This window comes from Halalkalibacter kiskunsagensis (assembly GCF_037027555.1).
Taxonomy (GTDB): Bacteria; Bacillota; Bacilli; order Bacillales; family Bacillaceae_D; genus Halalkalibacter; species Halalkalibacter kiskunsagensis.
The window spans coordinates 75,414-98,586 of record NZ_JAXBLX010000008.1 but is presented as its reverse complement, the minus strand read 5'-3'; the positions used below and the strand labels follow the sequence as shown (position 1 = coordinate 98,586).

Annotated in this window: 25 protein-coding genes; 19 read left to right on the top strand and 6 right to left on the bottom strand. The window is 37.8% G+C overall.

Going from position 1 to position 23,173, the window contains the following annotated elements:
• Window positions 1-182 precede the first annotated feature (182 nt).
• From SLH51_RS06575 to SLH51_RS06555, 5 genes are all read left to right on the top strand, one after another.
• Window positions 183-1,835: a putative polysaccharide biosynthesis protein gene (locus SLH51_RS06575; RefSeq protein WP_335960076.1), complete on the top strand. Its 1,653-nt coding sequence runs from the start codon at window positions 183-185 to the stop codon at window positions 1,833-1,835.
• Window positions 1,836-2,218: 383 nt separating this feature from the next.
• Window positions 2,219-3,373: a putative lipid II flippase FtsW gene (ftsW, locus tag SLH51_RS06570; RefSeq protein ID WP_335960074.1), complete on the top strand. Its 1,155-nt coding sequence runs from the start codon at window positions 2,219-2,221 to the stop codon at window positions 3,371-3,373.
• A 35-nt stretch (window positions 3,374-3,408) separates the two neighbouring features.
• Window positions 3,409-4,593, top strand: a complete 1,185-nt coding sequence (rodA, locus tag SLH51_RS06565; RefSeq protein ID WP_335960072.1) for a rod shape-determining protein RodA — start codon at window positions 3,409-3,411, stop codon at window positions 4,591-4,593.
• A 61-nt stretch (window positions 4,594-4,654) separates the two neighbouring features.
• Entirely contained in the window at window positions 4,655-5,347 is a 693-nt protein-coding gene (locus tag SLH51_RS06560) for a hypothetical protein (RefSeq protein ID WP_335960070.1), read from the top strand.
• The gene (locus tag SLH51_RS06555; protein ID WP_335960069.1) at window positions 5,334-6,044 is read left to right on the top strand and encodes a pseudouridine synthase; all 711 of its coding nucleotides are present in this window, start codon (window positions 5,334-5,336) and stop codon (window positions 6,042-6,044) included. Before SLH51_RS06560 ends, SLH51_RS06555 begins: the two co-directional genes overlap by 14 nt.
• Before the next feature lie 85 nt (window positions 6,045-6,129).
• On the opposite strand, the gene SLH51_RS06550 is transcribed toward SLH51_RS06555, so the two are convergent.
• Complete coding sequence (locus SLH51_RS06550) at window positions 6,130-6,348, bottom strand: DeoR family transcriptional regulator (protein ID WP_335960067.1); 219 nt, start codon at window positions 6,346-6,348, stop codon at window positions 6,130-6,132.
• 271 nt (window positions 6,349-6,619) lie between these two features.
• Between SLH51_RS06550 and pepV the strand changes: the two genes are divergently transcribed.
• Complete coding sequence (pepV, locus tag SLH51_RS06545; protein WP_335960066.1) at window positions 6,620-8,038, top strand: dipeptidase PepV; 1,419 nt, start codon at window positions 6,620-6,622, stop codon at window positions 8,036-8,038.
• 72 nt (window positions 8,039-8,110) lie between these two features.
• Here pepV and cysK read toward each other — a convergent pair whose 3' ends face one another.
• Complete coding sequence (gene cysK / locus SLH51_RS06540) at window positions 8,111-9,046, bottom strand: cysteine synthase A (protein ID WP_335960064.1); 936 nt, start codon at window positions 9,044-9,046, stop codon at window positions 8,111-8,113.
• Between the two features lie 233 nt (window positions 9,047-9,279).
• On the opposite strand from cysK, the gene thpR reads away from it, so the two are divergent.
• The 5 genes from thpR to SLH51_RS06515 all read left to right on the top strand — a co-directional run bounded on the left by thpR (window position 9,280) and on the right by SLH51_RS06515 (window position 11,768).
• Window positions 9,280-9,837 carry an RNA 2',3'-cyclic phosphodiesterase gene (gene thpR, locus SLH51_RS06535; RefSeq protein WP_335960062.1) on the top strand — a complete coding sequence of 186 codons (558 nt, stop codon included), beginning with the start codon at window positions 9,280-9,282 and terminating at the stop codon, window positions 9,835-9,837.
• Window positions 9,834-10,205: a CidA/LrgA family protein gene (locus tag SLH51_RS06530; protein WP_335960060.1), complete on the top strand. Its 372-nt coding sequence runs from the start codon at window positions 9,834-9,836 to the stop codon at window positions 10,203-10,205. Before thpR ends, SLH51_RS06530 begins: the two co-directional genes overlap by 4 nt.
• Window positions 10,202-10,894, top strand: a complete 693-nt coding sequence (locus SLH51_RS06525; RefSeq protein ID WP_335960059.1) for an LrgB family protein — start codon at window positions 10,202-10,204, stop codon at window positions 10,892-10,894. Before SLH51_RS06530 ends, SLH51_RS06525 begins: the two co-directional genes overlap by 4 nt.
• A gap of 226 nt (window positions 10,895-11,120) precedes the next feature.
• Complete coding sequence (locus tag SLH51_RS06520; RefSeq protein WP_335960058.1) at window positions 11,121-11,351, top strand: hypothetical protein; 231 nt, start codon at window positions 11,121-11,123, stop codon at window positions 11,349-11,351.
• A gap of 96 nt (window positions 11,352-11,447) precedes the next feature.
• Entirely contained in the window at window positions 11,448-11,768 is a 321-nt protein-coding gene (locus SLH51_RS06515) for a type II toxin-antitoxin system HicB family antitoxin (protein WP_335960056.1), read from the top strand.
• 143 nt (window positions 11,769-11,911) lie between these two features.
• On the opposite strand, the gene purU is transcribed toward SLH51_RS06515, so the two are convergent.
• The gene (gene purU, locus SLH51_RS06510) at window positions 11,912-12,778 is read right to left on the bottom strand and encodes a formyltetrahydrofolate deformylase (RefSeq protein WP_335960055.1); all 867 of its coding nucleotides are present in this window, start codon (window positions 12,776-12,778) and stop codon (window positions 11,912-11,914) included.
• 265 nt (window positions 12,779-13,043) lie between these two features.
• On the opposite strand from purU, the gene pulA reads away from it, so the two are divergent.
• Together pulA and SLH51_RS06500 are read left to right on the top strand one after the other, a co-directional pair.
• A complete protein-coding gene (gene pulA, locus SLH51_RS06505; protein ID WP_335960053.1) occupies window positions 13,044-15,191 on the top strand; it encodes a type I pullulanase in 2,148 nt (715 codons plus the stop codon).
• 231 nt (window positions 15,192-15,422) lie between these two features.
• Complete coding sequence (locus tag SLH51_RS06500; RefSeq protein ID WP_335960051.1) at window positions 15,423-16,202, top strand: phosphotransferase family protein; 780 nt, start codon at window positions 15,423-15,425, stop codon at window positions 16,200-16,202.
• Between the two features lie 176 nt (window positions 16,203-16,378).
• On the opposite strand, the gene SLH51_RS06495 is transcribed toward SLH51_RS06500, so the two are convergent.
• Window positions 16,379-16,630 (bottom strand): YtzH-like family protein, encoded by a 252-nt coding sequence (locus SLH51_RS06495; RefSeq protein WP_335960050.1) that lies wholly within the window; start codon window positions 16,628-16,630, stop codon window positions 16,379-16,381.
• A gap of 120 nt (window positions 16,631-16,750) precedes the next feature.
• Here SLH51_RS06495 and trmB point away from each other — a divergent pair, with 120 nt between their 5' ends.
• Both trmB and SLH51_RS06485 read left to right on the top strand, forming a co-directional pair.
• Window positions 16,751-17,392 carry a tRNA (guanosine(46)-N7)-methyltransferase TrmB gene (gene trmB, locus SLH51_RS06490; protein ID WP_335960049.1) on the top strand — a complete coding sequence of 214 codons (642 nt, stop codon included), beginning with the start codon at window positions 16,751-16,753 and terminating at the stop codon, window positions 17,390-17,392.
• A gap of 111 nt (window positions 17,393-17,503) precedes the next feature.
• Window positions 17,504-18,361, top strand: coding sequence for a YtnP family quorum-quenching lactonase (locus SLH51_RS06485; RefSeq protein ID WP_335960048.1), 858 nt, complete (start codon window positions 17,504-17,506; stop codon window positions 18,359-18,361).
• 115 nt (window positions 18,362-18,476) lie between these two features.
• Here SLH51_RS06485 and SLH51_RS06480 read toward each other — a convergent pair whose 3' ends face one another.
• On the bottom strand, window positions 18,477-18,782 hold the full coding sequence (locus SLH51_RS06480; protein ID WP_335960046.1) for a PepSY domain-containing protein: 306 nt from the start codon (window positions 18,780-18,782) through the stop codon (window positions 18,477-18,479).
• Between the two features lie 182 nt (window positions 18,783-18,964).
• Between SLH51_RS06480 and SLH51_RS06475 the strand changes: the two genes are divergently transcribed.
• Window positions 18,965-20,035, top strand: a complete 1,071-nt coding sequence (locus tag SLH51_RS06475; protein ID WP_335960044.1) for a M42 family metallopeptidase — start codon at window positions 18,965-18,967, stop codon at window positions 20,033-20,035.
• Window positions 20,036-20,185: 150 nt separating this feature from the next.
• Window positions 20,186-20,707 carry a DUF84 family protein gene (locus SLH51_RS06470; RefSeq protein WP_335960042.1) on the top strand — a complete coding sequence of 174 codons (522 nt, stop codon included), beginning with the start codon at window positions 20,186-20,188 and terminating at the stop codon, window positions 20,705-20,707.
• 327 nt (window positions 20,708-21,034) lie between these two features.
• Here SLH51_RS06470 and SLH51_RS06465 read toward each other — a convergent pair whose 3' ends face one another.
• Window positions 21,035-21,475: a YtoQ family protein gene (locus SLH51_RS06465; protein ID WP_335960040.1), complete on the bottom strand. Its 441-nt coding sequence runs from the start codon at window positions 21,473-21,475 to the stop codon at window positions 21,035-21,037.
• 125 nt (window positions 21,476-21,600) lie between these two features.
• Here SLH51_RS06465 and SLH51_RS06460 point away from each other — a divergent pair, with 125 nt between their 5' ends.
• Both SLH51_RS06460 and SLH51_RS06455 read left to right on the top strand, forming a co-directional pair.
• Window positions 21,601-22,110, top strand: coding sequence for a hypothetical protein (locus SLH51_RS06460; protein ID WP_335960038.1), 510 nt, complete (start codon window positions 21,601-21,603; stop codon window positions 22,108-22,110).
• A gap of 20 nt (window positions 22,111-22,130) precedes the next feature.
• Window positions 22,131-23,162, top strand: coding sequence for a PTS sugar transporter subunit IIC (locus tag SLH51_RS06455; RefSeq protein ID WP_335960036.1), 1,032 nt, complete (start codon window positions 22,131-22,133; stop codon window positions 23,160-23,162).
• The last annotated feature ends 11 nt before the right edge of the window (window positions 23,163-23,173 follow it).

Here is a 23,173-nt window from a genome sequence, read left to right as displayed (position 1 = left end):
AACAAGCGCGGTCATTGCCTCCTCTTTTTTATAAGCTTTAACATACAGTACCATTTTTCGATAAAAAAAGGAATTCGCTGATAGTTCGAGCAACTAGGACTAGACTATGGTAAAATGCAAAAGTAGTTCAGATTACAGCCTCAAAAACGTAAGGTAATTGTTGAAATAATTGAAAGATTAACATGAAAGTAGGAATGGGTGTGGCGGATTCGAAATTAATGCGCGGGACGATGGTGCTGACCGCGGCTACTTTTGCTTCAAAAATATTAGGCCTTATATATATATTTCCGTTTACCGCAATTGTTGGTCAAACAGGGATAGCACTCTATTCATATGGTTATTTGCCATATACGGTTTTGCTGAGTTTAGCTACCTTAGGAGTACCGCTTGCTGTGTCTAAATTTGTATCAAAGTACAATGCATTGGGAGATTATCGAACAGGGCATAGGTTGTTTCAATCAGGGTTGTTATTTATGTCTATTTCTGGACTTATTGCTTTTCTTGTTTTATTTTTTGCTGCCCCATATATAGTTCCTTGGATTATTGAGAATCCAACCGAGAATGGAAATTCATTCGAAGACATTGTATTTACAATCAGAATGGTAAGTGTAGCGTTAGTTGTCGTTCCGATTATGTCCATCATTCGCGGCTACTTTCAAGGGTTCCAATCAATGGGTCCAACAGCTGTTTCGCAGGTGATTGAACAGATTGTACGCATTGTCTTCATTCTTGTAATTACGTTTTGTATTGTGAACGTGATGGAAGGCAGTCTGGGAGTAGCAGTCGGATTTGCGACATTCGGTGCATTTGTTGGAGCGATTGGTGGACTAAGCGTTCTATTGATTTATTGGTTCAAGAGAAAGAAGTATATTCATGAACAAGTCGAACAAAGCACAGTCGATCATCAACTCCCTCTAAAAAAGATGTACAAAGAGTTAATTGCCTATGCTTTGCCATTATCATTTGTTGGACTTGCTATTCCGCTTTATCAATTGATCGATTTATTTACATTTAATCGAGCGTTAATCGGTTCCTTCATGAATCAAGCAGAGTCAGAAGTAGCGTTTGCTGTTTTCTCTAACACTGCGCATAAAATTATTTTGATTCCGATGGCGCTTGCAACGGCATTGTCCATAACTCTTGTACCGACGATTACAAAATCTTTTACAACAAATGATACAGCATTACTACAAAAGCAAATTACGCAAACATATCAAGTGATCTTATTTTTAACGATTCCTGCAGCTGTTGGAATGTCAGTTCTTGCATATCCTGCATTTGGTGCGCTTTATGGCGTGAAAGATTTAGAGGTTGGTGGCTATATTTTAAGGTATTATGCACCTATTACTTTGTTTTTCTCACTTTTTGCTGTCACGGGGGCAATATTACAAGGAATGAACAAGCAAAAGTATGCAGTCATAGCACTTGCCGTTGGGCTTGTCATTAAGGTGCTGACGAATGCATGGCTCCTTGGTGTTCTTGGACCTTTAGGGGGGATACTAGCAACTTATCTTGGTTACACAGCATCAATTTTGATTACCGTATGGGCCATTGGTAAGTTTGCTGAGTTTCATTATTGGTTAATTGCCAAGCGTACGTTATTAATTAGTATGTTTACCCTTGTCATGGCTGCTGGAGTCATGATTGTGAATGTCGGAATGCAAAATCTTTTTCCTATCACATCGCAACTACGAGCTTTTCCTCCTTTGTTTGTTGGTGTAATTGTTGGGGCAGTGATTTATTTGTACTTAGGCTATCGTTCTAATTTAGCAGGACAAGTGCTTGGGAATAGGTTCCGATTTTTGAACAAAAAGAGACAAAGACAACAAGGGTAACGCAGGTAAACCTAGACATGCCTCGTAGAACCTATGTGATTTTTTCTAAATGATTAGAAAGTCTCGTACATTTAACTTTTTTAGTGAGGGTTATAGGTGAAGTGAAGACCATTACTTAATTTTTTTTCTTTTGGCTACCTAATCATGGGAGGTAAGTAGGACTCTCTCTGGTGAAAATCTGGAAAAAATGAAGTTTTTCTAAATTTCGACAAGGGTTGGCAATGAATGCCTCTTTTGCTTGCATATGTCGTTTGATATAATAAAGAGACTGTTCAAAACGTTTGAATCGAATTACGTAAACGTCAGTGGATGGGGAACTGATTCTTTCACTTTTGAACGATAAAATAAGTTATGAATGAATCTTATGTAGAGCGGGGGGCGCGATGAGGTATTCATTCCGAAAAGATAACGACTGGTTATTAATCATCACGACGTTCCTGTTGGCAGGATTTGGATTAGTGATGGTGTTTAGTGCAAGTTACGCATTGGGAATTGGACAGGCTACCCCTAACCCGTATGCTTTTATACAACGACAGCTTTTATGGTTTGGACTAGCTGTTTTCGCTTTTATTATAGTTATGCATTTTCCTTATCGATTTTATAGAAAAATGTCACCATTTATTATATTATTATCGGTATTTTCCCTTTTTTTAGTTTTATTACCTGTCATTGGGCATGACATTAACGGGGCACAACGGTGGATACGTGTTGGTCCAATCAATTTCCAACCTTCAGAATTAGTGAAGATTGGAATGATTATTTATCTTGCTCAGGTGTATTCACAAAAACAAGCTTATATCGATCAGTTTGTAAAAGGGGTTATGCCTCCATTAGTCGTAGTTGGTTTTGTCTTTGGATTAATCATGATGCAACCAGATCTAGGAACAGCAACGTCTATTCTAATCGTGACGTTTTTTCTTGTCTTTTTCTCTGGGGCAAAGTGGAGACACCTTATTGGGCTTGGAATAGTTGGAGTTACTCTCTTTATAGTTTTTGCTTTATCTGCACCTTATCGAGTTAAGCGACTAACCTCGTTTCAAGATCCATTTGCTGATCCAACAGACACAGGCCATCAAGTTATTCAGTCATATATTGCACTGGCGCATGGAGGTCTTAGCGGAACTGGATTAGGGCAAAGTGTTCAAAAGCTCTTTTATTTGCCAGAAGCTCATACAGATTTTATTTTGGCAGTTGTGTCTGAAGAATTAGGTCTTTTTGGAGTCTTATTTGTTTTAGGTGCACATAGTATTATTTTAGTTCGTGGTGTCATGATTGGATCTCGTTGCAAAAGTCCTTTTGGGAGTTTACTTGCATTTGGGATTGTGTTTCAAATTGCAGTTCAAATTATTTTTAATATAGGGGCAGTTACTGGTATGTTACCAATAACTGGAATAACGTTACCTCTAGTAAGCAATGGTGGATCGTCACTATTTTTTACTCTCGTATCATTGGCGATTTTAGCGAACATTTCGCGCAATAATATTCGTCAAAAAAGACTGAAAGAACACAAGGAAGAAACGCAGCTTTCGGCATCATAGACGCTTGAAGCTGCTTCTTATAGATGGAGGCGACAATGGAAGAACGGAAAACAGGCTTTCAACAGATTGATTATACGCTACTCTTTCTGTTGTTTGTGCTCATGTGTTTTAGCTTGTTAGCGATTTATAGTGGGTCTGGTCAATACTTTAGTGAAGATCCAACCTATTATGTAAAGCGTCAAATTATTTGGTTTGTGGTCGGTATCTTGGTAATGGTTGGGGTAATGGCTATCGATTATGATTTATTTAAAAACTTTTCCATACCTCTTTACGGAATAGGAGTCACGTTACTGTTACTTGTTGCCTATTCACCTTTGGGTGTATTTCGGAACGGATCACAACGTTGGCTTGATTTAGGTCCTGCGGAAATTCAGCCTTCTGAATTCATGAAGATTTTTCTTATTTTAGCATTAGCTCATATGCTGTATAGGGTCACGATGAACCGAACAACAAAAGATATACAATCTGACCTAATTATTGTGGCAAAGGTCATTGCAATTGGGTTACCACCTTTTTTCCTAATTTTACGACAGCCTGATTTAGGAACTGCACTTGTCATTGCGAGTATTATGGCTACTATGCTTTTAATGTCTGGTGTTGCATGGCGAATTCTTGTTTTTCTAGGGTTAGGTGCCATTGGTGGTATCATTTCGCTTGTCTGGCTGCATAATCATAATTTTGAATTGTTTACAAAATTCATTGCATCTCACCAGCTTGACCGAATATATGGATGGTTGGATCCTTATGAACACCAAGGATCCTTTGGTTATCAGTTAGTAAATGCTATGAGAGGAATTGGTTCTGGTCAATTACAAGGAAGTGGATTTATGCAAGGAATCCAAACACAAAGTGATCGGATTCCTGAAATCCATACGGACTTTATTTTTACTGTAATTGGGGAAGAGTTTGGATTTATTGGTGCTACCGTACTTCTTGTAACTTATTTTTTATTGTTTTACCGTATGATCATTATTGCATTAACTTGTAACAATTTGTTTGGAACTTATTTAATAGCTGGTGTCATTGGGTTACTAGTGTTCCAAGTGTTTCAAAATATAGCGATGACAATTGGCTTAATGCCAATAACAGGCTTAGCATTGCCGTTTATCAGCTATGGAGGAAGTGCCCTTTTGACGAATATGTTAGCTATGGGCATTATACTCAATGTAAATATACGAACGAAGCACTATATGTTTGAAACTGAGGAGTCAAGTTTGTAAGAGTTGTTAATCAAGTGATTACCAGCTCTTTCTTTTTATTTTTCAAAGGAGGCAAAATCGTATGAAATTAGTTGTTGGATCAGGGCGTCTTGCTAGTATGGTACTTGCTTTATTAAAAGAAAAGAAAGAAACGTATTTGTATGGACGAAATGAACAAACTGTTGGTACATTGCTACAGACATTTCCTGATGTCCAAATGGGAGAGAAGACCTCTTTTTCTAAAATTAAACATGTCTTCTTGTGTTTACCTAAAACTGGGTATGAACAATTTCTAAACGAAAGTGCTGACTTTTTTCCAAACGACGTGACAATTTATCACATGGCAACAGCGGTAACTGAATCTGACGTACAGAAATGGTGCCATGGAAAAAGAGTTGTCCCGTTAAAATTAGCTGGCCATGCTGCAGTCGTAAGGAATCAGTTAAAAGGGCTATTTGTGATTCCACCACACTATCAAGAAGAGCTTTTAACAATTAGTAAGTGGTTTCCTTCAATGGAGATCGTTATTGCGTCAGAGGATGAAGTATTGCTTGCGAATCAGCTAGGAACAGAGGAAGCAATACGAATGATTATCCTTTTAAATAAACGGATGAGAAAGCATAATCTACCGGAGTCAATAATTAAACAAACGTTTAATCAAACAGTACATGGTGTCATTGATGCTTATCAACGCAATGATTTAGGAGGATTTGCTAAAAAGATTGCAGATCACTTGCAACAGGAAGGTGAGATTAATTCGAATGAGAATGGATAAGTTGCTCGCGAACATGGGCTTTGGAACGAGAAAAGATGTAAAAAAGCTGATGAAATCAGGGAGTGTCCATGTGAATGGAGAAATTGTCAAAGAAGGAAAAGTTCATGTTGACCCGAATCAAGACTCGGTTACCGTTTTTGGAGAAATTGTAAAATACAAACCTTTTATTTACTTAATGCTTAATAAGCCTCAAGGGGTTATATCTGCGACAGAGGATTCTCAGCACGAAACTGTTATTGATTTGCTATTATTCGAACACGCCATGTACGAACCTTTTCCTGTCGGTCGCTTAGATAAAGATACAGAAGGACTTCTTTTAATAACAAATGACGGACAATTTTTGCATTCGCTCATGTCTCCGAAAAAACATGTAACAAAAACATATGTTGCTACGGTGCAAGGAGAGGTGACAAGCAAAGATATTGAACTATTTAAAAAAGGCGTCACTCTTGATGATGGCTATGTAACAAAGCCAGCTGATTTATTAATAGTTCAGCAAGGTGAAGTGTCGGAAATCGAATTGACCATTACTGAAGGAAAATACCATCAAGTGAAACGGATGTTTGAAGCGGTTGATAAGAAAGTGATCACGCTTAAGAGAACAAAAGTTGGGAACCTCGAACTTGATTCTGATTTAGAATTAGGTTCATACAGAGAATTATCAGAAGAAGAAGTAGAGTTACTCCTCACTAAATAAGAAAAGGAATGCGACAACAAAAGGGTCTTGCTTCTAGGTTAACTAGAAGCAAGACCCTTTTTGGATCCCCTTTTCTTATACATCATTATGAAACTCGAGTTCTCTTTTTAGTAGCGCTCCACTTGCCACGTGTAGGGCTTTCAACAAGTTTGTTGTACTCTAGTACGTTTAGGTCACGTTGAATGGTCCGTTGGGTTATACCAAATTCTTCAACTAATTCATTCGTTGTGACGGTCCCCCTTTGTTTAATGTAAAGGTAGATAGACTTGATACGAGTCAGCATACGATCAGTTGAAGTTTTCAAAAAACCACTCCTTATTCATAATCATGACTAGTTCTTAAGTAGAGTCTATGTAATGGCATGGTAGATCATGCATGACATTACGGTTGAAGAGGTAACCTTGTTTGTTGCGCTTTCACACGAAGTGTTGCTTTTTAAAAGTGAGAAAGGTAATGTTGTAGTAATTAAAGTGAAACTTGAGTGTTTCCTTGTTGTATACATTTTACAATAATTCAAACAACTATGCAAAAACGTTGTACGAATATTTCTCGTACAAACCTGAAAGGTGATGAGAATGTCAAACATTAATTGGACGGAAGAAGTAGTAAAAAGAAAGGCAGAGCTAATAGAGGAAACACAGAATTTTTTGCGTATTAATAGTATTTTAGATGAATCAAGTAGTGCCGATACACAGCCATTTGGAACTGGAATTCAAGAGGCTATGAACTTCTTATTACAAAAAGGTGAACAATATAATTTTTTTGTGAAGGATTTAAATGGTTACGCAGGCATTATTGAATATGGCGAGGGTGAAGAGAGTGTAGGGATCTTATGTCACATTGACGTAGTTCCAGTAGCTGATGGTTGGACATCAGAGCCTTTTACAGCCGAAATTCGAGATGGTCGTATTTATGCACGTGGTGCAATTGACAATAAAGGTCCTACGATGGCAGTCTTTTATGCTTTGGCTATTGTTAAAGAGCTAGATCTTCCTTTATCCAAACGGGTGCGCATTATTATTGGAACGGATGAGGAAAGCAACTGGCGTTGTGTCGACCATTATTTTAAGCATGAAGAGATGCCAACAGTTGGTTTTGCACCGGATGCCGATTTTCCAATTATTAATGCGGAAAAAGGTATCACTGATGTAACGTTCAATTGGGGACAAAAGGAGACTTCTAATTCAACACAAGTTTCATTATATCTTAGTCGGTTTCAGGCGGGAGAACGGTTTAATATGGTACCAGATAAAGCACGGGCAATGATTAGCGGTGAACGCGAGCAGCTAGAAAAAGTAGAAGAACGGTTCAGAAAGTTTCTTTTAAACAACGAACATAATGGCTCTGCTCAAGTTGAAGATCAGTTATTAATTCTTTCTTATGAAGGAGTGGCTGCCCATGGTTCTACTCCTGAAAACGGCTTAAATGCAGGAGTATATTTAGCTCAATTTTTGTCAGGTACGTCTTTTCAAAAAGAAGCAAATGATTATCTCGAATTTATTATTCAATATAGTGATTTTAACGGGGAAGCACTCGGTATTGCAGCCTATGATGAGGTTTCTGGAGCTCTGTCACTGAACGGTGGTCTATTTTATTTTGATGAAAGTGGAGAAGCAAAAGTAGGCTTTAATATTCGCTATCCTGTTACAACTTCTGGAGAACAATGTATAGAAAAACTAAAGCAAGTAGCGTTAACAAACAACGCTGTTTTTACAGTGCATGATCATATGGAGCCGAACTATGTTAATGAAACGCATCCATTAATTCAAACACTACAAGCTGTTTACAAACGCCAAGTTGGCGAAGAACCAAAGTTATTGGCCATTGGTGGGGGCACCTATGCACGATCTCTTGATACAGGTGTTGCATTTGGTCCAATGTTTCCTGGACGTGAGGATGTTGCTCATAAGAAGGATGAATACATCGTTATTGATGACCTTTTGCGTATGACAGCAATATACGCTGAAGCGATTTATGAATTGGCAAAGGGGTAAACTTGGAAATGGGAAAAGAAAAGAGGCTGACTCAGGTGAGTAGCCTCTTTGGCATATTTTCGTACATGTTATTTATTTATCAAACTGAAATAAATCAGTCGATAGATAGCGTTCGCCTGTGTCGCATGCAATCGCAACCACAACATCATCTGAAGTAAGACGTTTTGCGACTTCCATTGCGGCAAAACAAGCAGCTCCAGAAGAAGGTCCAACAAGAATAGCTTCGTGCCTTGCTAATTTTCTTGTCACCCGGTAAGCATCTTCATCTTCAATTTTAAAAATTTCATTGTAAACCTCTTCGTTTAAGATTGGTGGAATAAAGCCAGGGCTTGTCCCAACTAATTTATGTGGTCCGGGTTGTCCTCCAGATAATACAGGAGATCCTGCAGGCTCTACGACATGAATAGTACTATTAGGATACAGTTTCTTAAGTTCTTCACCTGTGCCTGTGATCGTTCCGCCAGTGCCCGAAGCAGCTACAAAAGCAGATAACGGCTTCCCGATTTCATCAAGTGCTTCTTTAATTTCAAGAGCTGTTGTAAAACGGTGGGCATCGGGATTTGCAGCATTCTCAAATTGCATAGGCATATAACTATTCGGAATATCAGCTACTAGTTGATGAGCTTTTTCGATTGCACCAGGCATTTTATCGTCCCCAGGGGTTAAGACTACCTCTGCTCCGTAGGCTTTTAACAAATTGATACGTTCTTGTGACATCGTATCAGGCATAACAAGAATCGCTTTATAACCTCTTGCAGCAGCATTCATAGCAATGCCAATACCGGTATTGCCACTAGTTGGTTCGATAATTGTTGCACCAGGTTTAAGGTGTCCGTCTTTTTCAGCTTCAATCATCATGTTATAAGCAGCACGGTCTTTTACACTCCCACTTGGATTTTGCATTTCCATTTTCAAATAAACGGTTGCCCCATTTGGATCAGCGATTCGGTTTAAACGTACAAGGGGCGTTCGTCCAATTAAATCAGCAATGTTATTTACAACTGTCATAGGTACACTTCCTCTTTTATAATGTACATTCATTTTATCATAGAAAAAAAGTGATTTCCTACTAGAGAGTGTTCAAAAAAAGGGGAGTTTATCCGTTTTGATCAACACCTGAACTATGAGGTAGACGCAATGCTCGATTTTATTTAAGAAAAAATGATTTGAGTAAAACGAGGTATTCTGGTTTACTATAGAAACATGCAAGATTGATTTGAAGTGGAAGGGATGGGGATGTAGTGCAATCTCATTATTTTCTAGCGGTACCTTTGCCCAAGTTGCTCAAACAAAAACTAAATGAAACATATCGTAAGAAAAATGAATTTCCATTTAAACGTTGGGTACATAAAGATGATCTTCATTTAACACTCGTCTTTCTTGGAGCTTGTACACAGGAACAGTTAGAACAAATCAAAATGAGATTGGAGTCCTTGCTTTTTAAGTGGTCTTCTTTCTCACTAGAATTATCAACTTTAGGTACGTTTGGTCCAAAAGAAAGACCAAGAATCTTTTGGATAGGAATAAAGAATCAACCTCTATTAGATTCACTACGACAAGAGATTTTTGAACAGTGCGAAGAGATTGGTTTTTCACTTGATAAAAGGGGTTTCTCGCCACATATTACATTAGCTAGAAAGTGGGTAGGACAAACTACGTATTCCAATAATTTCGAAAAAAGTATAGAAGAAATTCAGCGATGGAATGTCAATGAAGTTATACTTTATAAGAGTGTAATGACGGAGGAACCAAAGTACAAAGTAGAAATGTCATTTCAATTAGGTAGGGAATCAATATGAAAAAAATTATGATTTTGTTTTTTCATATTGCACTTTTGTCATTGTTTTATTCTGTTGGAGTATTCATTCAGCACCTATTAGAATTAGCAATACCTGGCAGCATTATTGGGATGCTGCTTTTGTTTCTTGCTCTTTCAACAAAGATAATACCAGTTCGATACATTGAAGAAGGTTCTACTTTTATTTTGCGACATATGCCATTATTGTTTTTACCCGTTACGGTTGGAATATTGCAATTTCTAAATGTGTTTAGTGGCAGAGGTATTCTCTTAATCTTTATAACTCTCATAAGCACAGTTATCGTGATGGTTGTTACAGGTTTTCTTGGACAGAAACTCGTAAATAGAAAGGAGATTAATAAGAAATGACTGTTATAATTGGCATTGCTTTTTTTCTTCTAACAGTAATTACATATTTAGCTGCGAGAACATTATATCAACGTTTTCCGTTTCCATTTACTCTTCCTTTACTCATAGCAACCATTATTATCATAATAATATTACTTGTTTTTCAAATTCCTTATGATACGTATTACAGTGGTGGGAAGTGGTTAGAGTACCTGTTAGGGCCAGCTGTCGTAGCGCTCGCTTATCCTTTGTACCGTCAACTTAATCTGTTAAAAAGAAACTTTGTAGCAATTATCGTAAGTGTTGGTACAGGAGCTGTCGTCGGAATTCTAAGTGGAATCCTGCTTGCGAAATGGGGAGGACTGGAACAAGAACTAATTTCCTCACTCGTTCCTAAATCAGTAACAACCCCTGTAGCAATGGATATTGCCAATACGATTGGCGGGATTCCTCCTTTAGCGGCCGTTCTTGTTATGGTAGCAGGAGTTGGAGGGGTGGTACTGGCTCCTTATGTATTTAGATGTTGTAAAATCGAAGAAGAGCTTGCAAAAGGCATTGGAACGGGAAGTGCTGCCCATGCGATTGGTACAGCTAAAGCATTAGAGAACAGTGAAAAAGAAGGGGCTGCAAGTTCAATTGCTATGACACTTAGTGCTATAATAGTCTCGGTAGTAGGACCAATTATTGTTTTGTTTTTTTTGAACATCTAAAATAGATGTTCACGCGCTCTCGATGAGAAACCTACTAATAGAGGGCTTAAACCGGCTCATTTGATTAAACTTGAAGACTTAAACCGACAAAAACACAGTCTTTGAAGCAAGCTCAGACAGATTTTGGACGGAATTTATAAATAAAACTAGAATAAAAAGAATAAGTCCTCTCATGTCCTTGTCTCGGATGACAGGAGTAGTAAATCCTATTTTAAAGGAAGCGAATATGGACTTTCCAATTCGAAATGTTGTTCTTTGTCCTACAGGCATTATTGATAATAAAATAAAAGGAGCAAGGGTTGAACTAATTGATCGAAGGAACTTTGCTACTTGGCATGATCGAGTAAAAAATCACTCTTCCCCTATTAAGAGCCAACAGATGAGGGTCATTTCTTTATTATTTGAGTATTGTAATACAACCTCTACTAAACGAAATCAATTAGTTAGAGAAGATTAATTTTTTTAAGTTTGAATTCATCTAATAAAATCATTATAATAGCCAGTGCGCCAAAAATAAGACACGCATGAAATAAGAGAAGGAAGGAGAGGTAGATTGACCACAGAAAATAGACCATTTTATGAAGAGTATAAGCCCGAACAGTTTAGTTGGAGAGTTCGGAAAGTCTACAATTGGCGGGGCGGATTTGAATTTTTGATTGAATTGCATCAATTAGATGGATGCGAGAGTTTTGGAGAAACAATGCGAGAAGCAAAAGTTGGACTAAAAGAGTCGTTACACCTTTGGATCCGCACTCACGGACAACAGCAATTACCTGATATTCGTGACGGTGCCCATCTTATCTATCTTGATCCTCCAATGCAAATGGAAGAATTTGAATACATAAATCGAGAATTAAAGAAGTTAAAAGGATAGAGTGAAAGTTAGCATAGACAAATCAAAAAATAATAGGGATAGCACCCAAATAAAAAAAGCCTGCTATGAAGGTAAAATCTACCCTGTATAGCAGACTTTTTTAAGTGCAGGTCTGTAGTCAATGCGTAGAGCTTTGAACTTTCCTAAAAGACAACTGTTTTATTTCCATGGACAATAATTTGATCATTAATATGCCATGTTACAGCACGAGCTAAGGCAATACGTTCAACGTTTCGACCAGCTACTTTTAACTGTTCTGTTGTATACCTATGGTTTACGCGTAGAATGTCCTGTTCAATAATCGGCCCCTCATCTAAATCATTTGTTACATAATGAGCTGTTGCTCCTATTAACTTTACACCGCGTTCAAAAGCTTTTGCATAGGGGTTGGCTCCAATAAATGCGGGTAAGAATGAGTGATGAATATTAATGATTCGTTTTGGAAATGTTCCAACAAAGTCAGGTGAGAGTATTTGCATATATCTTGCTAGGACAATAAAGTCGATATTGTGTTCATGGAGTAATTCAACGGCTTTTTGCTCTGCTTCCTTTTTTGTAGACTTCGTAACAGGTATATGAATAAATGTAAGACCGTAAGCTTCTACCTGTTCTTTTAAATTCGGATGATTACTAATGACTAGGGGAATCTCTACGTCGATTTCTTTTGCTCTCCATTTCCAAAGTAATTCAAATAAGCAATGATCTTCTTTTGAAACGAAAATTGCCATTTTTTTTCTGCGAGAAGCTAGTTCCATTCTCCAATCCATATTAAATGATTTAGCGACGTCTGTAAAAGCTGTACGAATGAGTGAAAACTCATATCCATCTTCAAATAAGTCAAATTCGATTCTCATAAAAAACATTCCGCCAGATGGGTCCGTAGAGTATTGATCAGACTGAACAATATTCGCTTTGTATTGATGTAAGAATGTTGATACCGCAGATACTATGCCAGGTTGATCAAGACAAGAAATTAACAATCGTGCTCGTGTGTTAGTGTTGTGATTCATGTAAGTTCCTCCAAATTCAATCAATGCTTCTCCTATAAAAAATCATAAGCTGATACGTTGTGTAGACGAATGGTTTCGTGATCATGCTCATAATGTTATACAATGATACTACAAATTGTTTTGAAAAAGAAAGCAGCAACTAGCGATTAAAGTGACACATCCTCGATGTCGATGTTACAACTCATAAGTTATGACAGCATGTTATTGATAATATTTGTTTACAACAATTACTATACCAAAGGTAAAAGGAAAGGGGCTGTCATCATTGAAGCAAAAGAAGGGCTCATTTGTCAATTGTCGATTACAGTCAGCTGAACTTGTAAACGTTGACACGTTACGTGTTGCTATAGAAAGTTCTCATGATTTTGATGATAACAACTGGTTTATTTCAAATCGTACCGGTAAATATCCACTAGTGTTTACTTTTACAAATGGGCAGGTCGTTGAATTACGTTTAACCGAACCGTACTTATTTAATGAAGAGAATTACGTTGTACATGACGATGAAGTTTGTTACATCCAAGTAACAGAGGTTGTCAGAACTGAGGCCTTTGATCAACTCTTTTACTATTCAGGCAATGATTTAGGGGTTGTATATTCGCCTGAACTTACATCCTTTGCTATTTGGGCTCCAACTGCCACAAAAGTTAATGTGTTAATTTTTTCGAAATGGTATGAGGAAAAAGGAGAGATTCACGCTTGTTTTAGAGATGAAAAAGGAGTTTGGAGAACAGAATTATTCGGTGATAAGGAAGGGAACTGGTACCTTTTTGAAGTGTATGTGAATCAAGAATGGCGTAAGGTTGTTGATCCATATGCGAAGTTTTTAGGGGTGAATGGACAAAAAGCAATGGTAGGAGACCGTAAAAAAACAGATGTAGCTGATTGGCCTATATTAACCCCTCTGCAATCGAAAAATGATGTTATTATTTATGAGCTGCATATTAGAGATTTTACAATTGGTCGTAATAATGGAATTATGCACAAAGGTCAGTATATAGGTTTAACAGAAGAAGGAACATGCGATTTAGACCAACGAGTGACAGGAATAGATTATTTAGAAAGGTTAGGTATTACCCATGTAGAATTATTGCCAGTACAAGAATATGGAAGCGTCGATGAAAGTGATAGAGCCAACGCAGAAAAGTACAATTGGGGATACGATACGACTCATTTCTTTGTTCCCGAAGGTAGCTATGCAAGTGATCCTTACAACGGGTATTCACGAATTCGTGAGTTAAAATCATTAATAGCAAGTCTTCATCAAAAACAGTTAAGAGTGATTATGGATGTTGTGTTTAACCATATTTATATCCGTGAGAAGTCACCGTTAGAATTAATAGTGCCAGGCTATTATTTTCGCTACACAGCAGACAAGGTAGTTAGTAATGGAACTGGTGTCGGGAATGATTTTGCTTCAGAGCGGAAAATGGCTAGAAAAATGATTGTTGATGCCATTACTTACTGGTTAGAGGAATTTAAAATTGATGGTTTCCGATTTGATTTAATGGGAATTTTAGACCTTGAAACAATGAAGCAAGTGACGGAAGCAGTTGCGAAAGTGAAAAAAGATGTTTTTTTGTTAGGAGAGGGATGGGATCTTCCAACATCGTATCCTCAAGAACAGCGTGCCATAACTGATAATGCTCGGTCTTTATCTGATATTTCCTTTTTTCAGGACAAATTTCGTGATGGAATGAAAGGTAGCACATTCGAATCTAGTTCGCCTGGTTTTATCAGTGGTGATATCTTTTCAATAGATGAAATTGTGAGTGGAGTAAAAGGAAGTATGGAGTTATTTACAAAACCTCGTCAAGCAATTAACTATGTGGAGGCTCATGATAATCACACTCTTTGGGACAAATTAAAGCAAATTCATCCAAGGGAAGATCGTCAAAAACTTCAAAAGAGACATAAACTTGCTACATCAATTGTTTTGCTTTCACAAGGAATACCTTTTTTACATGCTGGGCAAGAATGGTTTCGAACAAAGCATGGAATTGAAAATAGCTATAACCAGCCTGATTGGGTTAATCAATTTTGCTGGGAACAACGCTCTTACTTTGAGGACACAGTGTCCTATACAAGAGGTTTAATTAAGTTGCGTAGAGCGCACCCAGCGTTTAGGATGGATTCCTATAAGACAATTAAAGAACATTTCCATTTGTTATTAGTTGAATCAAACTGTATCGCTTACCACTTACGAAACTTACAGGGAATTGATCGTTGGCAAGATATCATCGTCATTCATAATGCAAGCTTGGATTATAAACGCGTGGTCCTACCAAAAATCAATAACTGGTACGTAGTCGTTGACGATCGAGTAGCATCTCTGATACCATTAAGCAAAATAGGTGAAGACTGTGCGTTAGTTTCACCGATTTCTACATTTGTCTGTGTGAATTATGTTTGACTGATGAGGATAAGATAAGAATTACTTTTATATTCTCGGGAAAGTAAACGAAGGCTACCTCAGGAATATGAGTTTTTGGTTGGAGAAAGTTGAAAATAGATTCCTGTCCACTTGAATAATCTGATGGTAGCCATGTTTTTCTAAAAACATATGTAATTGTCTTTAAATAAGGTATACTATTACTATTCTTTGTAAAAGAGATGGATAGTTATGAAATTGAGGGTGAATTTGGTGGAACAATTTTTAGGAGACGGCTGGAAGGTTCAACCAGCTGGAGGTGCAACAGGTGAAGCATACATAGCCCAGCAAGGTGAACAAATAGTTTTTTTGAAGCGGAATTCTTCTCCTTTTCTTGCTGTCCTTTCAGCAGAAGGAATTGTTCCAAAGTTACTCTGGACTAGGCGCTTAGAGAATGGTGATGTAGTAACAGCTCAAAAATGCATTCAAGGAAGAGAATTAAAGGCTTCTGAAATGAAAGAGAGTCGTGTAGCTTGTTTACTTGCTAAAATACATAGATCAAGTGAATTGCTTGATATGTTTAAGCGGATCGGAAACGAGCCATTAACTCCTTATGTAATTGTTGAAAATTTACGTAGGCAATTACAAACTTATCAAATAGAAGATGAAGCGATTGAAGATGGAATGGCATATTTACTTGAACAATTAGAAACTGTTCTGCACGAGCACTTTGTGGTCTGCCATTGTGATATCAATCATAATAACTGGATGCTTGATGAAGATGAACACCTCTATTTAATAGACTGGGATGGTGCAACTGTATCAGATCCCGCACTAGATCTTGGTTTACTTCTTTATTCCTATATTCCTGAACTTGAATGGGAAGCTTGGCTTGCGCAATATGGGCAAGTTCTTGATACGTCTTTACGTGAACGTATGCATTGGTATGTTGTTTCCCAATCTATATCAGTATTGCTTTGGCATTATGGTCGGAATCAGTTCGAACAGGTTGAACAATTAAAAGACTATATAACAAGCCTTCTTCAGGAGTAAGACTCACCAGTAAAGCATTCAAAGGTGAGTCTTTTGGTTTTTTTTATTGCTTAAACGATTCAACCAAAGAAATACATGTATCATCATGAAGAATTAGTTATATGAGAAATAGTCAGAAAAACATTTCCTCAAAAAAAGACGATATTTCCTGAGGAATAATATGAAATGCTGTCGAATTATTCGAGAGATAGAGCGTTAAGCCATTGTTCGACATCGTTTTGTTGAAATGGTTCGTGATTAAGTTGATGTTTCTCCTGCATTAAACCAAGAGTTTGTTGAATAACTGGTTGCAAAGTTGGATCATCTGAAAGCGTGGATAAGAGTCGTTCAATTTGCGCGGCTTCGTCCGTTGTCATGTAGTTTTCAGCGGCTTGATTCTGCAATAGATCTTTTAGTAATTGCAATTTGTCATGGTTTGAAATAGGCATAGGGTGAGCACTCCTTAAATGTATATTCCTAATGCCTATTTTGTACGAGAACAGGTAAAGCTATTCTACATAGAAGTGAATAACGGATAAGCGAGAAAATTTTTAGTTGAGGTGATTGATTTGCGTTTGCGTAATAAGCCACGGGCAAAAGAAGAATTAAGTCAAAATCCAGATATTATTATTCAAGACCCTAAGCAATGCAAGGGGAAATGGAATGAAATATTTGGTAATGATAATCCTATTTATGTTGAAGTAGGAACTGGGAAGGGTCAATTTTTAATGGGGATGAGTATGCTTCATCCAGACGTTAATTTTATCGGAATTGAAAAGTACGAAAGCGTCTTGATCACAGCAATGAATCGGGCGAAAGAGTCCAGTCAAACAAATGTGAAATTCCTTAATGAAGATGTTGCAAATATTTTGGAGTTTTTTGCTCTAGGTGAAATTCATCGTTTTTTTATCAACTTCACTGATCCATGGCCAAAAAACCGACATGAGAAACGCCGTCTTACGTATAAAGGTTTTCTTACTTTATATGAGCAGTTATTAATAAAAGGTGGAGAAATCCACTTGAAAACAGATAATCAGGGGTTGTTCGAATATTCGCTAGAAAGTTTTTCTGGCTATGGAATGAGTTTACAGAATGTCAGTTTAGATTTGCATTCTAGCAATATGGAAGGTAATGTAATGACTGAATATGAACAGAAATTTTCTCGTAAGGGGATGCGGATTTATCGCTGTGAAGCAAGGTTCAAGTCGTAATACAAAAAGGATGACTGTTCATAGTTGTCCTTTTTCTCATGTCAACAGGATTCAGTCGGCGGAGTATAGAATAGTGTAATTAGTAAATTCGAAAATAGAAGGAGGGTTATCGTGGAACGTTTAGAACGCAAAGGTCTTACAATTACATGGTTAAACGGTGGAGTCACTCATATGGATGGTGGGGCGATGTTTGGGGTAGTTCCAAAGCCGTTATGGAGTAAAAAGTATCCTCATAATGAAAGAAATCAAATCGAACTTAGGACAGATCCCATGCTTATTGAAAAGGATGGCTATCGTATTTTGGTGGAAACAGGAATTGGGAATGGACGTCTTGATGATAAGCAAAAACGCAACTATGGTGTGTTAGAAGAATCCTCCATTGAAAAAGATTTAGCTACATTAAACTTAACAACAGATGATATTGATATTGTGATCATGACTCATTTTCATTTTGATCACGCGGCAGGGCTTGTCAAAGAAGTGCAGGAGAAAGATATGCCTGTGTTTGAGAATGCAATTATCTACGCATCAGATGTAGAATGGGCGGAGGTGCGCGAACCAAATATTCGTTCAAAGAATACATATTGGGAAAAGAATTGGAAGGCTATACAACATCAAGTAAAAACGTTTAAGAAGGAAAAGGAAGTGATTCCCGGGCTACACCTTATCCACACAGGAGGGCATAGTCAAGGTCATTCTATTATCGTGTTACATCATGAGGGAGAAACATTTGTTCATTTAGCTGATATTATGCCGACACATGCACATACGAATCCATTGTGGGTGCTTGCATATGATGATTATCCTATAACATCGATCAACGAAAAACAAAAGTGGCAAGAGTACGCAAAGCAAAAAGATGCGATTTATTTGTTTTATCATGACTATAAATATCGGGCGATTAAATGGAACAATCAAGGTAGTATTGTTGACTTTGTTGAACGTGCTCCATCAAAGTACAATAAGTAAAGCATATGAAAGTTACAGTCTCTGCGCGCCAGTGTTGAGTATTGACTCATTACTGGCGCGCAGAAATGTAGAGGCTATGCATTTAAGATTAACTTAAGATTAACTTAAGATTAACTTAAGATGCTAGTAGATCAAGTAATGTACCTGACTTGGTGTCGACAAAGAATTCATATTGCTTTGTACCTTCTTCAGTAGTTGTCGATAGACCACCACGGTAAACCGTATAGGAGATATTGTTACGCTCGATTGTTTCTGGAATCATATGAATCCATGAACCAGATATGGCGTACTTCCTAGAAACTACTTTCTTTACTTCTTTTAGTGCTTTTTCAGGAGAAATCTTATCACACTTTAAGGTTGGACCGAGGAGATACCCAGCCGCTAATCCAATTCCTAACCCGGCAACAAAACGTTTTATCATTATTTACCATCCTTTCGCGCCATAGAAATATTCTCACTTCTGTAGTATATCCAATAATTAATAACGGTTTCAATCTTTAGTTCATTAACAAATGAAATAAAGGCTGCGGTGGAAAACATTTAAGGTTTGGGCTAAAATAAATATGATACATAACTATTCGGGAGTCGAAAGGAGTTTAGAATGTGAATAACGATACTTTACAACTTTTTAAAACATTAACTGAGCTTCAAGGAGCTCCAGGGTTTGAACATAATGTCCGCAAGTTTGTTCGTTCAGAGCTTGAGAAGTATACCGATGAGATTGTTCAAGACCGATTAGGAAGTGTTTTTGGTGTTAAACGAGGAGTAGAAAATGGTCCAAAAGTTATGGTAGCTGGTCATATGGATGAAGTTGGGTTCATGGTAACATCAATAACGAAAAATGGGCTTATTCGCTTTCAAACGTTAGGCGGTTGGTGGAGCCAAGTTCTTCTTGCGCAACGTGTGCAAATTATGACGGTTAATGGTCCTGTAATTGGTGTGATTGGATCAACACCACCACATTTACTAGAAGAAACGCAGCGAAGGAAGCCAATGGATATTAAGCAAATGTATATTGATATTGGTGCAGACGATAAAGAAGATGCAGACAAGATTGGTATTAAACCAGGCCAACAAATTGTTCCTATCTGTCCATTCACGCCAATGGCTAATAGTAAGAAAATTTTAGCAAAGGCTTGGGATAATCGATACGGAGTCGGTCTTTCCATTGAACTATTGAAAGAGTTGCACGATGAAGATATTCCAAACATCTTGTATACAGGTGCAACTGTTCAAGAAGAAGTTGGACTTCGTGGAGCTCAAACTGCAGCGAATATGATTAATCCAGATATCTTTTTTGCACTTGATGCGAGCCCGGCGAATGATGCAACGGGTGGGAAGGATGCGTTTGGACAACTTGGAAAAGGTGCATTACTTCGTATCTATGACCGCTCGATGATCACCCACCGCGGAATGAAGGAATTTATACTAGACACAGCTGACTCGAACGATATTCCTTACCAATATTTTATTTCTCAAGGTGGTACTGATGCAGGCCGAGTACATATGTCAGGAGACGGTGTTCCATCAGCAGTAGTAGGAATTTGCTCGCGCTATATTCACACAGCGGCTTCAATTGTGCATATTGATGATTACGCAGCGGCGAAAGAATTAATTGTAAAATTAGTAAAATCAACAAACCACAGTACTATTCAATCAATCTTGAAGCAATGAGCTTAATCGTTGCGAAGTATTAAAGTTGCCATTGATTTTTTTCATTGTTTATTGGCTAGGAAATTAAATACGTCATTAAAACGTGAGGTTGACATCATTGGAGCTTATCCTTGTAGTCAACCTTGTTTTGTTCAAAAGGAGGTAAATATAATGTTAGTAGCAATTGGGACAAAAAATCCAGCGAAAGTGCATGCGGTCCAAGATACGTTAATCCGTGAAAGGCATACTATAGAAAGTGTCAAAGTGGATTCAGGCGTTTCACCACAGCCATTTTCAGATGAAGAAACATTGGAAGGTGCCAGAACGCGTGCTAATTCAGCGTTAATTACGACTGGGGCCACCCTATCATTTGGACTAGAAGGTGGAGTGCAAGAAACAAAGTCTGGATTACTTCTTTGTAACTGGGGAGTACTAGTTCACGCTGGTGGAGGAGAATGGATTGCTAGCGGTGCAAAATTCCCATTGCCCTTACAAGTGGCACAAAGGTTGAGAGAAGGAGAAGAACTTGGTGACGTTATGACAGATATAACAGGAGATGTACATACACGAAAGAAAGAAGGAGCGATTGGATTTTTTACGGCTGACTGGGTTAGTAGAAAAGAACTGTTTTCTCACATAGTAAAATTGCTATACGGACAATATTTGTCAACGAAGAACCATATTCAGCATTAAACAGATAACAATAGTGTTTATCGTATCAATTCCCTTAAAATGTAAAAAGATTGACACAATTCATCGCAATTTTATTTACAACTTCTTATTAAAATAAAAGTGGGAGTAAAATAAGATGTGAGAAGGAGTGATGAGAATGTCAGGTGCTGCTATTTCAGCTGTGCTTGTTTTCACGGGGGGGATTTATTTACTAAGCATTAGCATGGCAATTGGGCTATTTAAGTTAGCAGAACATACGGAATAATTGTTAAGAAAGAGGATGATTCAATGGGGAAAACCTTTGAATCATCCTCTTTCTTTAGTAAGAGCAAAGTAGTAAGTAATTTGTTATTCAAAAATATATGCTAATGCTTTTAATGCTTGTTCAGGGGTTTCAACGACTAGTTGTGCTTTGTTTGCGAGTTCCTTTAATGCATGATGGAGTTTTTCATCACGAATAAGAATAACTGGTTTGTTTAATGTAATGGCAGTAGCTGCATCCATTGCACTATTCCATTGCTTGTATTGATCACCAAAATAAGCAATGACAACATCTGATTTGGATAACAAGATTTGTGTTCGTAAATTATTGATTGAAGATGCAGTTTCATCTCTTAATACAGTCGTTGGTTGTTTTCCAAGTATTTTTTCTCCAATTAGATCTGAGCGGTCATGGTCTTCCATTGGACCAGTGAAAGTAAGTGGAAGATTCCATTTTATTGCTTGGGTTCGTAGCTCTTCACGCCAAGGATTATGTATTTCTCCTGCTAAATAAACGGTTAATTCCATCAAACGTCACTCCTTTACTTTTCTCTATTGTAACAGGAACTGATGAATGTTGTCTTGTCAGCCGCTAACCTTGAGGGTATTATTAGGTAGAATTGTGTATGATAAGGAAAAAAGGAGTGTACCGTTTGACTATGAAAGTTTGGCAAGTAGGAACAGCGCTCTATTTATTGTTGCTTGTGACCGGTTGTACAGTAACCAACGAAGAGGCTTTAGAACTAGGTTATCAAGCATTTAAAACGGGTGTTGAAAAAGAACAGCAAGATTCGAATACAGAATTAACTATGCTAGAACTTTATTTGCCTCGTGGTTTTGAAGTATTAGAAGAACTAGATTACAATGTACAAATACAAAGTCGAGACCAATTATTTCTTTTGTTTCATTCACCGACGGAACTCCCTACGAGTAACATCCATTTACAACGTGATATGGAGTATGCTGGTGGCGCATTGCTATATGAATTAATTGAATCTAATAAGCAGTTAGCATATTTAATCGTATCAGAGGAGGAAGACGGTCGATTATTTGTAATCACGACAATTGGTGGGGCAAAACTGTCTACTCTTACAACTTATAAAGACCTAGAGGACAATATAGGGGCTATGACAGAAATTGTTCATTCCTATCGTCCTAAATAGAGCGTAGGGAAGTGGTATAGGTGAAAGGATTTTTTGAAAAAAAGGGTATTAATCTTTCGTGGCGCACTTATTTTATTACGGCATTAAGCCATATGGCATTGGGGTTATTTGCTTCACTAATAATCGGCTTAATTATTAGAACGGTTGGTGAACAAGTCGTTCATTTAGGTGTTGAGAGCTTAGGAGCTTGGTTTGAAGAGATCGGTAGTTTGGCCATGAGTTTGATGGGTCCTGCCATTGGAGTAGCAGTAGCCTATGGTTTAAAGGCTCCAAAACTTGTCGTCTTTTCTGCTATTATTAGCGGGGCAGCTGGAGCTAGTCTGGGTGGACCAGCTGGTGCTTTTGTTGCTGCTGTCATCTCTACCGAAATAGGCAAGCTTGTGTCAGGTGAAACAAAACTCGATATAATTCTTACCCCCTTAGTGACGATCTTGACAGGATTTTTCTCAGCCTCTTTAATTGGCCCATGGATCCAAGCAGGTATGCAACAATTTGGTGCACTTATTATGTGGGGGACGGAGCAACAACCGTTTATAATGGGTATTATCGTTGCTACGTTAATGGGAGTAGCCCTAACTGCTCCAATTTCAAGTGCTGCACTAGCAATAATGCTTGAGCTTGAAGGGGTTGCAGCTGGTGCTGCAACGGTTGGTTGTGCGGCACAAATGGTTGGTTTTGCTGTTAGCAGTTACCGTGAAAATGGATGGTCTGGTCTCGTTTCTTTAGGTATTGGGACTTCGATGTTACAGGTTCCAAATATTGTGAAGAACCCATACATTCTTATCCCGCCAACTCTAGCCGGTGCGCTACTTGCTCCAATTGCGACTGTTGGTTTTGGAATGACAAATAATCCAGCAGGTGCAGGGATGGGGACAAGTGGGCTAGTTGGCCCGATTATGACATTTACACATATGGGGTTTTCAAGTAGTGTATTAATTGCAGTTGTTTTGTTGTATTTTGTAGCTCCTGCGATTATTAGTTTAGCCATCTCAGAATGGATGAGGAAACGAGGAACCATTCGATTTGGTGATATGAAGATTGAGCAAGGATAATTTTATTTTTA

Coding starts and splice junctions, on each gene's coding strand:
- SLH51_RS06530 (WP_335960060.1), top strand. CDS start 9,834: ATGAAAAAAATTATGATTTTGTTTTTTCATATTGCACTTTTGTCATTG.
- SLH51_RS06520 (WP_335960058.1), top strand. CDS start 11,121: ATGGACTTTCCAATTCGAAATGTTGTTCTTTGTCCTACAGGCATTATT.
- purU (WP_335960055.1), bottom strand. CDS start 12,778: ATGAATCACAACACTAACACACGAGCACGATTGTTAATTTCTTGTCTT.
- SLH51_RS06465 (WP_335960040.1), bottom strand. CDS start 21,475: ATGGAATTAACCGTTTATTTAGCAGGAGAAATACATAATCCTTGGCGT.
- SLH51_RS06575 (WP_335960076.1), top strand. CDS start 183: ATGAAAGTAGGAATGGGTGTGGCGGATTCGAAATTAATGCGCGGGACG.
- rodA (WP_335960072.1), top strand. CDS start 3,409: ATGGAAGAACGGAAAACAGGCTTTCAACAGATTGATTATACGCTACTC.
- ftsW (WP_335960074.1), top strand. CDS start 2,219: ATGAGGTATTCATTCCGAAAAGATAACGACTGGTTATTAATCATCACG.
- SLH51_RS06525 (WP_335960059.1), top strand. CDS start 10,202: ATGACTGTTATAATTGGCATTGCTTTTTTTCTTCTAACAGTAATTACA.
- SLH51_RS06480 (WP_335960046.1), bottom strand. CDS start 18,782: ATGATAAAACGTTTTGTTGCCGGGTTAGGAATTGGATTAGCGGCTGGG.
- pepV (WP_335960066.1), top strand. CDS start 6,620: ATGTCAAACATTAATTGGACGGAAGAAGTAGTAAAAAGAAAGGCAGAG.
- SLH51_RS06470 (WP_335960042.1), top strand. CDS start 20,186: ATGTTAGTAGCAATTGGGACAAAAAATCCAGCGAAAGTGCATGCGGTC.
- cysK (WP_335960064.1), bottom strand. CDS start 9,046: ATGACAGTTGTAAATAACATTGCTGATTTAATTGGACGAACGCCCCTT.
- SLH51_RS06495 (WP_335960050.1), bottom strand. CDS start 16,630: ATGCCTATTTCAAACCATGACAAATTGCAATTACTAAAAGATCTATTG.
- SLH51_RS06555 (WP_335960069.1), top strand. CDS start 5,334: ATGAGAATGGATAAGTTGCTCGCGAACATGGGCTTTGGAACGAGAAAA.
- SLH51_RS06560 (WP_335960070.1), top strand. CDS start 4,655: ATGAAATTAGTTGTTGGATCAGGGCGTCTTGCTAGTATGGTACTTGCT.